The organism is Rhizobium subbaraonis (assembly GCF_900220975.1).
GTDB classification, from domain to species: domain Bacteria; phylum Pseudomonadota; class Alphaproteobacteria; order Rhizobiales; family Rhizobiaceae; genus Mycoplana; species Mycoplana subbaraonis.
Window position 1 is genome coordinate 189,142 of the sequence record NZ_OBQD01000007.1, and the last position, 15,782, is coordinate 204,923.

Below are 15,782 nucleotides of genomic sequence, written 5' to 3' on the forward strand. Positions count from 1 at the left end.
TCCCTCGATAGTGGAATGAAGGGGGAGCGACAGATATTGCAGCTACGCGTTGAGATCGAAGAGCAGCCCGATGAACAAGAGCGACGCCTTATCGACGAGGGCCTGGATACGTACAATTCTGCACATGCCGGACCTGATAGTGCGCAGGATATATGGGCCATAGCGCGCGACGATCACGGGGACCTTGTTGGCGGCCTCAAGGGGCGCACATTCTACGCTTGGCTGTTTATAGAATGGCTATGGGTGTCTCCCGCGGCACGGGGCCAAGGGCTTGGCGCGCAACTTTTGGCAAAGGCGGAAGATGCTGCACGGAAGCGCAAGTGCATCGGAGCGTATGTCGATATGTACAGCTTTCAAGCCCCGGATTTCTACCGTCGGAACGGATACGAGGAGTTTGGACGGATTGACGGACTTCCTCTTGGCCACGCTTGCATATGGCTGCGGAAAATGCTTGGCGAGCCACGATAATTCCAATGCTGTCGCGCGCGAATGGATCCATTCGAGCCGAACGATCATGCATCATATCAAAGAGCTGGCAGCGTCATTTGCGCGTTCATTAGAACCCTCGGCACTGTCAAGTGGGTCGCGCTGCGGCTTGGCGTGTACTGAATGGTTTGTGTCCCCGAGGCAGGCTGTGGACCTAGCTCACCTCACCCCACCGCAACATGCCCGATCCCCTTCGCGGCAATCTCGTCGAGCGCTTCCTCATACCCCGCATCCGCATACCGGATCACCCCCAGCGCCGTGTCGTTGGTCAGCGCATGCTCCAGCCGCTCCGCCGCGGCCTCGGTTCCATCCGCCACAACCGTGACCCCGCAGCTCGTCATATAGCCGGCATAGCCGCCACCGCCGGAGTGGACGGCGACGAGGTCAGCCATCGAGGAGGAGAGCAGCATGGCGTCGAGCAGCGGCCAGTCGGCGATCGCGTCCGAGCCGTCCTTCATCCGCTCCGTCATGATGTTCGGATGCGCCATGGCGCCGGCGTCGAGATGGTCGCGCGAAAAGGCGACCGGGCCGTTCAGTTCGCCGGCGGCGACCAGCCGGTTGACCGCCAGCGCCAGCGCCGTCCGCTCGCCGTGGCCGAGCCAGGCGATCCGCGCCGGCAGGCCCTCGAAGGGGATGTTTTCGCGCGCCAGCCGGATCCAGTTGGTGACGATGCGGTTTTCGGCAAACATGTCGAGCACGAGATCGTCGATGCGGGCGATATCGCCTTCCTCGCCTGACAGCGCCATCCAGCGGAACGGCCCGATGGCGCGGGCAAACAGCGGCCGCAGATAGGCCTCGGTGAAGATCGGGATGTCGAAGGCATTGGCGACGCCGCCCTCCCGCGCCTGGGTACGGATCAGGTTGCCGTTGTCGAACACCTCCGCGCCCTTTTTCTGGAATTCGAGCATGGCGCCGACATGCTCGACGATCGAAGCGCGGCTGGCCGCCATCAACTGGCCCTGCCCGTCCTCGCGCAGCGATTTCACCTCCGCGAGCCCCATGCCCTTGGGCACATAGCCGTAGACGAGGTCATGCGCCGAGGTCTGGTCGGTGACGATGTCGGGCACGATGCCGCGCCTGGCGATCTCGGGGTAGACCTCCGCCGCATTGCCGACGAGGCCGATCGAGGTCGCGCGCTTGTCCTTGACCGCCGCGTCGATCATGGCAAGGGCCGCATCGAGGTCGGGGGCGACGTGTTCCAGATAGCCGATGCCTTTACGCTTTTCCGCCCGCTCCGCGTCGATGTCGACGCAGAGGATCGCAGCCCCCGCCATGCGGCCGGCGAGCGGCTGCGCCCCGCCCATGCCACCAAGCCCTGCCGTCAGGATGAACCGGCCGGCGAGCGAGCCGGAAAAACGCTTCTCGGCGATCCGCATGAAGATCTCGTAGGTGCCCTGGATCACGCCCTGGCTGCCGATATACTGCCAGGCGCCCGCCGTCAGCCCGCCCCAGCAGATCAGCCCTTTTCGCTGCAGCTCGTAGAACACCTCCGCCTTCGCCCACTGGCCGACGATGTTGCAGTTGGCCATGATCACGAGCGGCGCCTTGGCATGGGTCTGCAGCAGCCCCACCGGCTTGCCGGACTGGACCAGGAGCGTCTGGTCCTCCTCCATCTCGCACAAGGCCTTGACGATCGCCCGGTGCGAGGCCCAGTTGCGCGCCGCCTTGCCGAGTGCTGCATAGACCACGAGGTTGTCGGGATCCTCGCCGACGCAGAGCACGTTCTCCAGCAGCCGCAGCAGCCCCTCCTGCCGCCAGCCCTTCGCGCGCAGCACCGGGCCGCCGGGGATCGGGAAATTCGGATGGCGGGGATTGGGTTTCGGCATGATGGTCTCCGGTTCGGTTGCCTCAGTTTGGCCGCGAAGGCAGCGCGCACTCCCTCTTCTCCCCCCGGGGAGACGGTGGCCCGAAGGGCCGGATGCGGGGGCTGCGGCGCCCATATCGTTTCATGCATTCAAAATTTCTCGACACATCGCGTCGTTTCACCGCGCCCCTCATCTGCCCTATCGGGCAACTCGCCCTCAAGGAGGGTTGATCCCGCGGCAGCGGCAGCGTCTCCGTCCCCTCTCCTCGCCCGCGGGGAGAGGGGCAGGGTGAGGGGCTGCAACGTCTGCAGTGTCCACGACACTGAACGTCGGGTCCCAGCATCAGCCCTCGAGGCAGGGCCGGTTGGCGCGGCCCCTCATCCGCCTGCCGGCATCTTCTCCCCGCTCGCGGGGAGAAGGACGATTGCCGCGCCGACCCTCCCCCTTCAAGGAGAGGATAAAGAGCCGAGCGCATACCGCGCGATCTCGATCCCCATCGCCTTCTCCACCGGCGGATACACGCTCGGGTCGAGCACGCTCGATGCCAGCGGGATGACCGCCTTCGGCACGTGCAGCACGAAAACCCGCATGCCGACCTCCAATTGCCCGACGCTCAGCGGCTCGCCCTCCGGCGACAGCGTGGTGATCACGTCGGGAAAGGTGGCAAGCCGCACGCCGCCCGCCTGCTCCACCGCCATGTACTCGTTCATCACATGCAGGTGGACTGCGTCATCGCCCCTGCCGAGCGTCACCGTGCCGATGTCGAAGGCCTCCTTGGTATAGACCACCGCCTTCTCCGAAATCGTGCCCTCGGCGAGGATCGACCCGCCGGTGGTCCTGACGATCGCATCGATGACTGCGGATGCCCCCCGCGCCTCGGCCGCAAGGATCGCCTCGCCGAGCGCAAGCGCCAGCGAGATGCCGCCGAGGGCTGCGTTGGCCCGCACGTAGGAAGCGCGCAGCGGGTTGCGGCAGGAGGCGATGAAGCCGCCGGACTGGTCGGCGGCCGTCCGCAGCACCGGCGAGACCTTCGCCGTCGCCCCCCGCACGACGAGCTCGATGTAACGGTCCTCGGCACGGTTGCCGCCGGCAGCGGTCTGGATCATCGGTTCGGGCGAACCGGCCATGCCGATCGAGCCCATGTCGCCGGTCGGGTGCGCGCGCATGTCGCCTACCGCATCCAGCACCTTGGTGCCGAGGATCGCCGACGGCAGCCAGCCGTTGAGCGTCGAGGACTTGCCGTTCTGTCCGACCATCAGCGCCGTGACTTTCTCGCCCAGCGCCTCCTGCAGCAGTTGCACGGCGCGCACGTAATCGACGCCGCGCATCTCCCAGGGCGTGGTCGAGGCCGGCGCCCCGATGGCGGCTGCCGTCGCCACCCAGTCGTCGTCGGAAAGCTCGTCGATCGTCACCAGCTCAGGTCTTCCGATCGACACGGCGGCGTGGCCGAGCATGCGGCCATGGTCGGCCCAGCCGCCGCCGCCGGCGGCATAGACCGAGCCGCCGCGCACAGCCGCCTCGACGTCTTTTTCCTTTAAAATCCGCCCCATCAGCGCCCCTCCTGATTCAATGTCTGAAGGCCGTGATCCAGTTGAATCACTGCATGAAGAAGGACGGACGCACCCAGCGCGATGTCGTCGTTCTCGGCAAACTCCTCCGGCGCATGGCTGCGCCCGCCGCGGCAGGGCACGAAGATCATTGCCGAACGTGTCACCCGCGCCATCCAGGCGGTGTCATGACCGGCACCGGAGACCATGCGGCGATGGCTGGCGCCGACCGCGCTGCACGCCTCATCCAGCACCTTGACCAGCATCGCATCCGAAGGCGTCGGCGGATTGTCGGAGATGCGGCGCGGCGTCGATATCGCCGTCCCCGTCTCGCGGGCGATCTGCTCGGCCATCTGGTCGAGCGAATTGACGAAGAGCTCCATCATCGCCCGCTCCTCGGCCCGCGCGTCGATCAGCAGCCGGGCGCGCGAGGGCACCACGTTGGCCGCATTCGGCTCGATCGAAAATTCGCCGACGGTGGCAGTGAAATGGAACCTTCCGCCGGAAAACGACTTCGCCAGCGCCTCGACACCCGTCACCAGCCGGGCGGCGGCGGCGAGCGCATCCGCTCGGCCGCCCATCGGCGTCGTCCCCGCATGGTCCGCCCTGCCCTCCACCACGATCTCGATGCGCGTGATGCCGGCAATTGCGGTGACGACGCCGATGTCGAACTTTTCCTCCTCCAGCACCGGCCCCTGCTCGATGTGGAGTTCGAGAAAGGTGGCGATATCGCCCCTCGCCTCGCCGGCGAGGCGCAATGGATCGCCGCCCGCCTGGCGGATTCCTTCGGCGAGCGTCAGCCCGCCGCTTTCCCGCGCAAGCCAGTCCTCCGGCAGCACGCCGGCCATGCCGCGGCTGCCGATGCAGGAGACGCCGAAGATGGAGACTTCCTCGGCGAGGAAGTCGACGATTTCAAGGTCATGGTCCAGTTCGGTGCCGCGCTCGATGAGCGCCCGCGCCACCGCTAGCGCCGCGGCCACCCCGGCGATGCCGTCGAAACGGCCGCCATCGGGGACGGTGTCGGAGTGCGAGCCGAGCATGATCGTGCCGAGCCCCGGCGTCTTCCCCGGCCGCCGGCCGATCAGGTTGCCGGCCGCGTCGATGCGCGTCTCCAGCCCCGCCTCCCGGAAGCGGGCTTCCAGAAACGCACGGCCCTCCGGATGAAGCGCCGTAAACGCCCGCCGCGTATAGGGCCTGTCCGGCTCGGTGATCGCCGCGAGCCCGTCGATCACATCAGCGATCCGGGCCGGATCCACCGGCAGGTTGGTGCGCGGCGCACTCATCGCCCGGCCTCCGCGACGGGGAGCGTCGCCGGCGGCCGCACGAAGGCGCCGGTGCCGGGCTCGGCCAGCACCCGCCTGCCGTCGAAGGCGAGCCGGCCGCGCAGGAAGGTTGCAGCCACCCGCCACGGCAGCCGGATGCCGTTGTAGGGCGACCAGCCGACGACGTTGTGGCCGCTCTCGGCCGCGTCGTAGGTGTAGGGCTCCGGCGTCAGCACGGTGATGTCGGCGTCCTTGCCCGGATCCAGCGCGCCCTTGACGTGGTCGAGCCGGAAGTGCCGGGCCGGGTTGCGGCTCATCAGCTCCGCCGCCCGGGTCAGCGGGATGCCGCGCTCCAAGGCGCCCTTGACGAAAAGCGGCACCATGACCTCCAGCCCGGGCACGCCGGACGCGTTGGAGAGCATGTCGGCGTTCGTCTTGCGGTCCTCCGACCAGCTGACATGGTCGGTCGAGACCAGCGTGACGTTGCCGTCCGCCACGTGCCGCCAAAGCCTTTCCACCTCCGCCCGCGGGCGGACCGGCGGGTTGATCTTCGCCTTGCCGCCGAGGCGGCGCACATCGTTTTCCTCGTCGAGGGTCAGATAGTGGATGCAGCACTCGATGGTGGCGCGGTGGCCCTGCGCCCGGTAAGCGGCCGCGATCTCGTAGCCGCGCCCGAGCGAGCAGTGCACCACATGCGCCGGGCAGCCGGTGGCAGCGCCCGTCTCGTAGATCTGGCAACTGGCGAGCAGTTCCGTCAGCGGCGGACGCGACAGGCCGTGCGCCCGCCAGTCGGAAATTCCAAGTGCCTTGACCTTCGCGATCGCCGCCCGCACCGCCTCGTCGTCCTCGTTGTGCACGCCGGCGGTCAGCCCGGTCGGGGCGATCGCCCGGAAGCAGTCCTCCAGCAGGGCGGCCGGGATGCGCGGAAAGCGCTTCGGATCGGTGCCGAAGGTGGAGAACTTGAAGGCGGCGACACCCGCCTCGACCATCTCGCCGATGCGCGCCGGCCCCTCCTCGGGATCGATCGTGCCGTAGAGGGCGAAATCGACCCGGGCCTGCTTACCGGCATGCGCCACCTTGCGGGCGACCGCTTCGGCCGAGCAGACGAGATCGCCCTCGTCATAGGGCATGTCGACAATGGTGGTGACGCCGCCGGCCGCCGCCGACCGGGTCGACCAGATGAAATCCTCCTGGTTCTTCTGCGACAGCGAGTGCACCTGCGCGTCGATGGCGCCCGGCAGGATCATCGCGCCTTTGAGGTCGTGGCGCTCGCGGGCGGCCGGCATCGCGCCCTGCCCGACATGGGCGACCTTGCCGTCGCGGATGGCCACATGTCCGCCCTCGACGATGCGGTCGGGCAGCACCACCGTGCCCTTCACCACCAGATCGAAATCGGCCATCGGCGTTTCCTCCTCCCGACGTTAGTTCAGTGCGAAGAACGCGTCGAAATCGTCCATCGGGGCTGCCGCCACGAAGGAGGCAAGTGCATCCGGGCAGGCGAGGTCGCGGTCCAGCGCCTCGATCTCGGCCGACATCAGCCGGTCCTTGCGGTAGAACGCCGTCACCTTCCGCACGCGCTGATAGACGACGGCGGCCACACCTTCGGGACTGTCGCTCGCAAGATCGATCGCCTGCGCCGACAGCATCCCCTCCAGCGCCGCCAGTTGGCGGAGATCCCGCACCTGGCTCTCCATACGCTCGACGATCAGCGGCAGGAAGGTCGCCTCCTCTTCCAGCCCGCCGGCAACCACGATCGACTGCGCCGAGATCGGCACCGCCAGCGACTGGATGCGCATGTAGAGCTCGACGGCGAGCTTGACCAGCGGCCCAAAGCCGGTGGCCGCCTCGCCGGGGGCGACAAGGTTGACCGGCAGGTTGCGGCGCACCCCGTTGGAAAGCAGCACGCAGCGGTTCAGGACGTTGCGGGCGAGATGGGCGAAACCGGTCTGCGCCGCCTCGACATAGAGCGCGGTCGACAGCGGCAGCGAGCCGCCGGACGCCATCACGTGATCGTCGAGCACGACCGGATTGTCGTCGGTCTGCGCCGTCGCCTCCACAATGCGTTCGGCGGCGTTCATCAGCGTATCGAGGCAGGCGCCGAACACCTGCGCCGTCATGCGCAGGCTGAGCGGATCGTGGATCGCCGACGGCTTGGGCCAGGCGCAGGAGGCGGCCTGCGCCGAGAACCACCGCCCCGCCAGCGCCTCGCCATGGCCCGCAAGCCGTGCAGCCACGCGCCACGGATCGGAGGAGGCGCCGAGCGCAAGCGACGACAGGAGCCCCGTGACCATCAGGTTGCGGATCGCCTTCGCAGCCTCCCGGGTGACGTCGGCGGCCGCCGCGTGCGCGATCGCATTGACGCTGAGGGCTGCCAGGGCATCGCGCGGCTGCATACGGAACGGTTCGAGCCCGGCACGGGCCAGCGCGACCGCCGCTGGCAGCCGTTCGCCCTCGAAATAGGCCTCGCCCTCGCCGGTGAGTACGGCCGCGACCTGCCCCATCAGGCCGATGTCGGCACAGCCCATCGAGCCGTGCCGGCGCACCACGGGAACGACGTCGCGTTCCAGCAGACCCAGGAACGCATCCACGAGCTCGGGGCTGCACCCGGAATAGCCGGACAGCGCGGTGTTGATGCGGATCGCCATCGCCTTGCGCACGATCGGCAGCGAGAACGGCTCGCCGGTGCCGAAGTGATGCGCCCTGACCAGGTTGTGATTGAACTCCATCAGGTCGTCGACCGTCCAGAGCTTGTCCTTCATCGAGCCGACGCCGGTGTTGGAGCCGTAGACCGGCAGGCCTGCGGCGAGCCGGTCGGCGATGATCTTGCGCGAGGCGCCGATGCGCCCCATCCCCAGCTCGCAGACGACCGGCCGGGTCGCCGCACGCCCGATCGCCTCGAGCGCGGCGAAGCCGAGCGGTTCTCCGGTCAGATAGAAGGTCTCGGCGCTCGCCAGCATGGTCGTTCCTCTGTTCGACCAACTCTATGCAAGACGGAGAAATCGGATATATCCCAATATCCGTACAGTAGATGCCGCAAACCGAACAAAGGCGGGCAGCACCAGGGATTGACCGCATGGATCTCGCCACACTCTGCCTCGTCGAGACCATCTTGCGCACCGGCAGCGTGCGCGCGGCGGCCAGGCTCGAAGGCCGGCCAGCCTCCAGCGCCAGTGCGGCGCTGCGGCGCCTGGAAGCGGCGATCTCCATACCGCTTGTCCGCCGCGAGGGACCGGTGCTGGTGCCGACGCTCGAAGCCCAGGCACGCGTGGAGCGGCTTGCCGAGATGGCCAGGGCGGCGAGGGAACTGCTTCGCATCGCTCCTGCGGGAAACGGATACCCACCCGCGGCGCGCGCCGGGACGTGCAGTTGGCCCGAGGCTGCGCCGCCGCCGCCGCACCGGTCCGCGCCGCCGATGCCGCAGATCCCTCTGGAGTCGCTCGCCCGCTTCTGCGCCACGGTCTATGCCGGCAGTATCCGCAGCGCCGCACGGACGCTGAAGCTCGGTCAGCCGCAGTTGACCCGGCAGCTCGTCCGGCTGGAACAGGCCGTCGGCCTTCCCCTGCTCCACCGCTCGCCCGGCGGCGTCGCCTGCACGCCGGAAGGCGTCGCGGCGCTTGCGATCGCAGAACGCATCGGCAGCATCTGGGCAGGCCTGTCGCAGGCCTCCGACGAACGCTTCCGCAAGACAGCCCACACCTGGCGGCTTGGCTCCGTCATCCCGTTCGGTCACGAAAGCGACATCGCCCGGATGCTGGCGGGCCTTGCCGCTGAATGGCGGCGCCAACGTCCGCGCCAACCCCTCTTCATCGCCTCGACCACCGCCGATGAACTGATCTTTGGCCTGCAGTCCCGCCGGTTCGACCTCGCGCTCCTGGATATCGATCGCTACCCGGCCGAGTTCGAAGGCGCGCTCGTCAGCCGCCAGCCGCTGGCCCTTGCCGTGCCGAGGTCGTTGGCCCTGGGTCGCAAAGGCACGCAGGAGGACGCCACCGAGTTGCTGCAGAAGCACCCGATCGCCATGCCGAGCGTCCGGAGCGGCCTGCGACAGATGACCGACCGCTATATCGCAAACACCCTTTCCGCCAGCGAGAGGGCAAGACTGACGCTGGTGGAGGTGGATTCCATCCCGGTCATCATCAATCTGGTGCGCGAGCACGGCCATCTGTCGATCCTGCCCGAACAGTCGGTCTCGCGCATTGCCGATTCGCCGGCGTTGATCCGCCTCGACGCCCGCTTCCAGCAGTCGCTCAGCCTGGTCTGGCCGAGGAACGCCGTGTCTCGGCAGACCGCGGCAGCTGTCCTGGAGATCATCTCCGCCCCCGCTAACGAATACTCCACGCCCTCGACCGGCGGGGGCGCGGCGACATAGCGGGTCGGCTATGGGGATGATCGGACTGTGCAGGATCGCCCCCCGCAACGAAGACGCGGGGCACCGCTTTCGATCAGGCGACGGAGACGGCCGGCCGCGGCCTCAGGCCGAGCAGGATGCCGATCGCAGCCGCCGCCAGAACGAGGCCGCTTGCGGTGAAGACGCCGGCTGCGCCGCTGCTGTCGAAGATGAGGCCCCCGACGGCAGCCCCCATGGCGATGGCGAACTGGATCGCGGCGACCAGCAGACCGCCGGCGCTCTCCGCCTCGTCGGGAACGGTGCGGGCAAGCCAGGTCGACCAGGCGACCGGTACCGCGCCGAACAGCAGGCCCCAGAGCGTGATGACGGCCGCGTCGACGACCAGGGAGGCGCCGGTCGTGACCAGCACGGAGGCGATCGCCGCCATCATCAGCGGCATCAGCGTCAGCGTCAGCCGCAGGCTGCGGCCGATCAGCAGACCGGCGAGCAGCGTGCCAACGAAATTGGCGACGCCGAAGCCGAGCAGAACGGCCGAGACGGTCTCGATGCCGGCTCCGACATCCGTCTCCAGAAACGGGCGCAGGTAGGTGAAGAAGGCGAAGTGACCGCCAAACACCAGCGTCGCCGCCAGGATGCCGAGCCCCACGCTCGGCCGGGCGAGAACCTTGAGCGAAGCCTTGAGGCTCGACGAGCCGGTAGGCGCGAGGCTGGGCAGCGTCAGGAACTGCATGACGAGCGTGACCGCGCCGAGCCCGGCGGCCAGCACGAACACCGTCCGCCAGCCGGCGACCTCGCCGAGATAGCTTCCGACCGGTGCTGCCACGATCGTCGCTGCGGACACGCCGCTGAAGATCATCGACAGCGCCCGCGGCACGGATGCGGCCGGCACAAGGCGCATGGTGATCGCCGTCGCCATCGCCCAGAAGCCGCCGAGCGCCACGCCGAGCAGCACCCTGCCCGTCAGCAGCATGACCATGCCCGGCGCGAACGCGACCATCAGGTTGGAGACGATCAGGAGCAGCGAGAAGAACAGCATCAGGTGGCGCCGGTCGGTGCGGCGGGCGAACGAGGTGATGAGGAGGCTTGCCGCCATGCCGACGACCGCCGTTGCCGTCACCGCCTGGCCGGCGGCTCCTTCGGTGATGTTCAGTTCTGCGGCGATCGGCGTCAGCAGGCTGGCGGGAAGGAATTCCGCCGTCACCAGGCCGAACACGCCGAGCGCCATGGAGACGACGGCGCCCCAGGCGGGCGTGTCGGTTGTCGGCCCGCTTTCGGAGGGATCGAAGATGGCTTGCATGAGATTTGTCCTTGAATCGTGAATGATGCAGTGCAACAAGGCTAGGCTGGACCTTCCGGACGATCTATGGCACAAACGCCGTCATGTTTGATCATTCGTCCGAAAACGCTCGCGCCACGACGTCCAAAGCCACGTCCGCGCGCGCCATCGAGCCCGACCTTGTCAGCGAACTGCTGCTGGGCATGCGGCTGGTCGGCCTGGAATATCGCCGCATCGAGGTGACGCCGCCCTTCGGCCTCGCCTTTGGCGAAGTCGAGGGCCGCGCCCAGTTTCATTTCGTCGCGCGCGGACCGGTTCATCTGCGCACGCCGGCCGGCACCTTTCACACGATGAACGCCGGAGACGCCGTGCTTTTGCCGCGCGGCGGCAGCCATGCGCTGGTCTCCCAGTCCGATACGAATTGCCAGGACGTGCGCGCCCTCTCGTCCGCACCGATTTGCGATTCCGTCAGCGCGATCAGCGCCTGCAATGGCGGTTCTGATTGCGAGGATCAGCGCGCGATCATCTTCAGCGGCTGCATGGAATTCGATCTTGGCGGGCTCCATCCCCTCGTGGCGCTGATGCCGGAAATCATGCTGGTCGGCACGCTGATCGAACGCTATCCCGAGATCCTGCCGATGCTGGAAGCGATGGAGCGCGAGGCGAAGGGCGCCCGCGCCGGCTTCGCCGGCATTCTCGCCAGGCTCGCCGACGTCGTCGCAGCCTTCATCGTGCGCGCCTGGGTCGAATGCGGCTGCGGCGACGCCACCGGTTGGGTCGCCGCCCTGCGCGACCCGCGCCTCGGACGGGTCATCGTCGCTCTCCACAATCGGCCCGGCCACGACTGGACCGTCGCCGAGCTCGCCGACATCATGGGCGCCTCGCGCTCCGTCTTCGCCGAGCGTTTCCTCGAGGTCACCGGGATGACGCCCGTGCGCTACCTGACCGAGCTGCGCATGCGGCTCGCAGCGCAATGGATCGCCAAGGAACGGATGCCGATCGAGGCCGTGGCCCTGAAGCTCGGCTACGGCTCGCAGGCCGCCTTCAGCCGCGCCTTCAAGCGCATCACCGGCCATCCGCCCGGCAGCCACGCGCGGCCCCAGCAATCCAGTATCGCCGGATTGTCCTGACGCGGCTGCGGTAGCCGGCGCCCAACGGCCGGGTCTTGTAACGAAACCGACCGGCGCGGGGCAGGACACTGCCACGGCCGGGGCGCGGCATCCGGATTGACCACCCTCACCCCTTCCCCGCCACCCTCAGCCTGCGCCGCGTCTCCGTCGGGCTCTCGTGGTAGTGGGCGCGGTAGCTGCGGGAAAAGGCGGATGACGAGTTGAAGCCGGTGGCGGCGGCGATGTCGGCGAATTCCAGCTTCGTCTCGATCACCTTGCGCCGTGCCGCGTTCAGCCGCAGCGCCAGGTAATGCTGGTGCGGCGCAACCGCCATCGTCTCCTGGAACAGATCCTGCAGGTGGCGGGCGGAGATGCCGATGCGGCGGGCGAGACGGGCGAGCGTGACCGGCGCCTCCACCGTCTCCTCCATCAGCCGCACCGCCTGGCTGACGCGCTGATCGGCCACGCGCATGTTGCCGAGCGCGGGCACCTGCAACAACCCGCCGGTCCGCTCATGCTCGTAGATAAAGAGGCGTGACACCTCGAGCGCCAGCGAATAGCCCTGACGCCTGCGGATGATCTCCAGCATCAGGTCGAGCGTCGGCAGCGAGCCGCCGCTGGTCATGCGCTTGCCGTCGATCACGTAGCGCTCGGTCAGAACGTTGACCTGCGGGTAGGCGGCGGCGAAGTCCTCGCGATCCTCCCAGTGGATCGTCACTGAATGACCGTCCAACAGGCTCGCCTGCGCCAGCAGCCAGCTGCCCGATTCGATCCCCGCCATCATGCTGCGGTGACGCGCGGTGCGCGACAATTGCCGCCGCAGCGCCGGCGTGGCGCTCTCCTGCCACTGGTAGCTGGAAAGGAGGAACAGCGGTGCGGTTTCCTGTTCCGGCCGGAACGGCCCGTCGACGGGAACCGGAATGCGGCTGCGCGTCTCGATCGCCGCCCCATCGGGCGAGAAGATCTGCCAGCGGTAGAGGTCCTGTCCTGAGATCCGGTTGGCGGCGCGCAAGGGTTCGATGACGGAAGCGACGAGGATCAGGTTCGTCTCCGGCAGCACCAGAATGTCCAGGTCGAGCGTCTCCGACGACGGGTCGAGCATATGGCAAAACCTCCCCACGATTCTTCCTGAAGTGTAAAGAATGGTGCCGAAATTGAAAAGCATGCGTCTTCCGCTTGGCCCGTAATGACGTCAACGAACAATCTGGGAGAAACACAATGCCTCTGGCCATGAACCGCGATGTCTTCATCACCTGCGCCGTCACCGGCTCGGGCGACACTGTCGGCAAATCCAAGCACGTGCCGATCACGCCGAAGCAGATCGCAGAAGCGGCCGTCGAGGCCGCCAAGGCCGGTGCCGCCGTCATCCACTGCCATGTGCGCGATCCCGAGACCGGCGCGCCCTCGCGCCGCAACGACCTCTACAAGGAAGTGACAGACCGCATCCGCCAGGCCGAGGTCGACATCGTCTTGAACCTCACCGCCGGCATGGGCGGCGACATGATCTTCGGCGACGTCGAAAGGCCGCTGCCGCTGAAGGAACAGGGCACTGACATGGCCGGCGCCACCGAGCGCGTCTCCCACGTCGCCGAATGCCTGCCCGAAATCTGCACGCTCGACTGCGGCACGATGAACTTCTCGCTCGGCGACTACGTCATGACCAATACGCCATCGATGCTGCGCGCCATGGCGAAGCAGATGACCGACCTCGGCGTGCGCCCCGAGATCGAGGCCTTCGACACCGGCCACCTGTGGTTCGCCAAGCAGCTTGTCGAGGAAGGCCTGATCGAGGACCCGGTGCTGATCCAGCTCTGCATGGGCATCCCATGGGGCGCGCCGGACGACCTCAACACCTACATGGCGATGGTCAACAACGTACCTGACAACTGGACCTTCTCGGCGTTTTCGATCGGCCGCAACGCCATGGCCTACCCGGCCGCGGCCGTGCTCGCCGGCGGCAACGTCCGCGTCGGGCTTGAGGACAACCTGTACATCGGCAAGGGCCAGCTCGCCACCAACGCCCAGCTCGTAGAGAAGGCGGTCAACGTCATCGAGAACATGGGCGCGCGCGTCATCGGCCCGGCCGAGGTGCGCGAGAAATTGAAGCTGACGAAGCGGTAAAAATATCCGGAGGGCCTGCCCGTCATCCGCCTGCCGGCACCTTTTCCCCGCGAAAGGGGAGAAGGGACAGTTGGCCCGCCCCTGCTTCTCGATCGAAGTGAGCGGTTGCGGCGACAGCAGCAGCGTCCCCTCTCCCCGCCTGCGGGGAGAGGGTCAAACTGAGGGGCAAGCTTCTCCAGCGCGAAGACATCAGCACAACAACAGACACCACGGGAACGACCACATGACCAAGATCAACAAGGCAGCCTGCATCGGCGGCGGCGTCATCGGCGGGGCCTGGGCGGCGCGGTTCGCGCTCGCCGGCATCGACGTCAGCATCTACGATCCGCATCCGGAGGCTGAGCGCATCATCGGCGAAGTCATGGCCAATGCCGAGCGCGCCTACGGCATGCTGACCATGGCGCCGCTGCCGCCGAAGGGAAAGCTGACCTTCGTCAAGAGCATCGAGGAAGCCGTGCGAGGCGCTGACTGGATTCAGGAAAGCGTGCCCGAGCGGGTCGACCTGAAGCGCGGCGTCATCACCCAGATCGACGCTGCCGCGAGCCCTACGGCACTGATCGGCTCGTCGACGTCCGGCATCATGCCGACCGACCTGCAGCGCGACATGAAGCATCCCGAGCGCATGTTCGTCGCCCACCCCTACAACCCCGTATACCTGCTGCCGCTCGCCGAACTCGTCGGCGGCGAGAAGACGGCGCGCGCGACGCTGGAAGACGCGAAGGCCAAGCTCGCCACCATCGGCATGAAGGGCGTGATCATCAACAAGGAGATCGAGGCCTTCGTCGGCGACCGCCTGCTGGAGGCCGTCTGGCGCGAAGGCCTGTGGCTGATCAAGGACGACATCTGCGACACCGAGACCCTCGACGATGTGATCCGCTATTCGTTCGGCATGCGCTGGGCGCAGATGGGCATGTTCGAGACCTACCGCATCGCCGGCGGCGAGGCCGGCATGCGCCACTTCATCGCCCAGTTCGGCCCCTGCCTGTCCTGGCCCTGGACCAAGCTCACAGACGTCGTCGACCTCACCGACGAACTGGTCGACAAGATCGCCAACCAGTCCGACGCCCAGTCCGGCGCTCGCGGCATCCGTGAACTGGAGCGCATCCGCGACCAGAACCTCGTCGGCATCATGCATGCGCTGAAGGCCGGCGACGACGGCCGCGGCTGGGGTGCCGGCAAGCTTCTGACCGAGTTCGAGGACTATCTCTGGGCCAATGCCAAGAAGCCGGAGGTCGACCTCGGCGAGGTCAAGCCGCTGAAGATCCTCGACACCAAGGTCAGCGCCGCCTGGGTCGACTATAACGGCCACATGACCGAGCACCGCTACCTGCAGGTTTTCGGCGACACCTCCGACGGCGTGCTGCGCCTGATCGGCGTCGATCTCGAATATGTCCGCGACGGCCACAGCTACTACACGGTCGAGACCCACATCCGCCACCTCGGCGAGGCCAAGCTCGGCGACGCGCTCTACACCACCTGCCAGATCCTGTCCTCGGACGAAAAGCGCCTGCAGTTCTTCTCGACCATCTGCAATGCGCAGACCAACGAGCCTGTCGCCACCGCCGAGCAGCTGATGCTGCATGTGGACTCGAAGGCCGGCAAGGCGGTCGCCGCACCCGCGCATGTGCTGGACAAGGTGAAGGCGCTGACCGAGGCCCATGCGCGGCTGCCGATGCCCGAGGGTGCCGGCCGGCATGTGGGGCAGAAGCGCTGACGCGTTCTCCCTCCCCTTTGTGGGGAGGGTGGCCGCAGCACCGGGAGGGGACTGCTCCCCATCAGCCTGCCGGCACCTTCTCCCCGTGAACGGGAGAAGGGACACGCTGCAGCC

Annotated in this window: 12 protein-coding genes; 5 read left to right on the top strand and 7 right to left on the bottom strand. The window is 67.5% G+C overall.

All coding sequences use genetic code 11. The features are described 5' to 3' along the window. Nucleotides 1-15: 15 nt before the first annotated feature. Nucleotides 16-468, top strand: a complete 453-nt coding sequence (locus CRO48_RS12640; protein ID WP_097139760.1) for a GNAT family N-acetyltransferase — start codon at nucleotides 16-18, stop codon at nucleotides 466-468. 182 nt (nucleotides 469-650) lie between these two features. On the opposite strand, the gene CRO48_RS12645 is transcribed toward CRO48_RS12640, so the two are convergent. The 5 genes from CRO48_RS12645 to CRO48_RS12665 form a co-directional block, all read right to left on the bottom strand. Continuing rightward, nucleotides 651-2,312 (bottom strand): urocanate hydratase, encoded by a 1,662-nt coding sequence (locus tag CRO48_RS12645; protein WP_097139762.1) that lies wholly within the window; start codon nucleotides 2,310-2,312, stop codon nucleotides 651-653. A gap of 425 nt (nucleotides 2,313-2,737) precedes the next feature. Then, on the bottom strand, nucleotides 2,738-3,841 hold the full coding sequence (locus CRO48_RS12650) for a DUF917 domain-containing protein (RefSeq protein WP_097139764.1): 1,104 nt from the start codon (nucleotides 3,839-3,841) through the stop codon (nucleotides 2,738-2,740). Further along, on the bottom strand, nucleotides 3,841-5,121 hold the full coding sequence (locus tag CRO48_RS12655; protein WP_097139766.1) for a Zn-dependent hydrolase: 1,281 nt from the start codon (nucleotides 5,119-5,121) through the stop codon (nucleotides 3,841-3,843). Before CRO48_RS12655 ends, CRO48_RS12650 begins: the two co-directional genes overlap by 1 nt. Further along, nucleotides 5,118-6,500: a dihydroorotase gene (locus tag CRO48_RS12660; RefSeq protein WP_097139768.1), complete on the bottom strand. Its 1,383-nt coding sequence runs from the start codon at nucleotides 6,498-6,500 to the stop codon at nucleotides 5,118-5,120. Before CRO48_RS12660 ends, CRO48_RS12655 begins: the two co-directional genes overlap by 4 nt. A gap of 21 nt (nucleotides 6,501-6,521) precedes the next feature. Next, a complete protein-coding gene (locus CRO48_RS12665) occupies nucleotides 6,522-8,057 on the bottom strand; it encodes an aromatic amino acid lyase (protein ID WP_097139770.1) in 1,536 nt (511 codons plus the stop codon). A gap of 116 nt (nucleotides 8,058-8,173) precedes the next feature. On the opposite strand from CRO48_RS12665, the gene CRO48_RS12670 reads away from it, so the two are divergent. Next, nucleotides 8,174-9,469, top strand: coding sequence for a LysR family transcriptional regulator (locus CRO48_RS12670; RefSeq protein ID WP_176526742.1), 1,296 nt, complete (start codon nucleotides 8,174-8,176; stop codon nucleotides 9,467-9,469). 73 nt (nucleotides 9,470-9,542) lie between these two features. Here CRO48_RS12670 and CRO48_RS12675 read toward each other — a convergent pair whose 3' ends face one another. Continuing rightward, the gene (locus tag CRO48_RS12675) at nucleotides 9,543-10,745 is read right to left on the bottom strand and encodes an MFS transporter (protein ID WP_097139774.1); all 1,203 of its coding nucleotides are present in this window, start codon (nucleotides 10,743-10,745) and stop codon (nucleotides 9,543-9,545) included. An 83-nt stretch (nucleotides 10,746-10,828) separates the two neighbouring features. On the opposite strand from CRO48_RS12675, the gene CRO48_RS12680 reads away from it, so the two are divergent. Then, complete coding sequence (locus CRO48_RS12680) at nucleotides 10,829-11,854, top strand: AraC family transcriptional regulator (protein WP_097139776.1); 1,026 nt, start codon at nucleotides 10,829-10,831, stop codon at nucleotides 11,852-11,854. Between the two features lie 106 nt (nucleotides 11,855-11,960). Here the strand turns inward: CRO48_RS12680 and CRO48_RS12685 are convergent, their stop codons facing one another. Then, nucleotides 11,961-12,935: a GlxA family transcriptional regulator gene (locus CRO48_RS12685; RefSeq protein WP_097139777.1), complete on the bottom strand. Its 975-nt coding sequence runs from the start codon at nucleotides 12,933-12,935 to the stop codon at nucleotides 11,961-11,963. 116 nt (nucleotides 12,936-13,051) lie between these two features. Between CRO48_RS12685 and CRO48_RS12690 the strand changes: the two genes are divergently transcribed. Together CRO48_RS12690 and CRO48_RS12695 are read left to right on the top strand one after the other, a co-directional pair. After that, nucleotides 13,052-13,954: a BKACE family enzyme gene (locus tag CRO48_RS12690; protein WP_097139779.1), complete on the top strand. Its 903-nt coding sequence runs from the start codon at nucleotides 13,052-13,054 to the stop codon at nucleotides 13,952-13,954. A gap of 223 nt (nucleotides 13,955-14,177) precedes the next feature. Then, nucleotides 14,178-15,668, top strand: coding sequence for a carnitine 3-dehydrogenase (locus CRO48_RS12695; RefSeq protein ID WP_097139781.1), 1,491 nt, complete (start codon nucleotides 14,178-14,180; stop codon nucleotides 15,666-15,668). Nucleotides 15,669-15,782 lie beyond the last annotated feature (114 nt).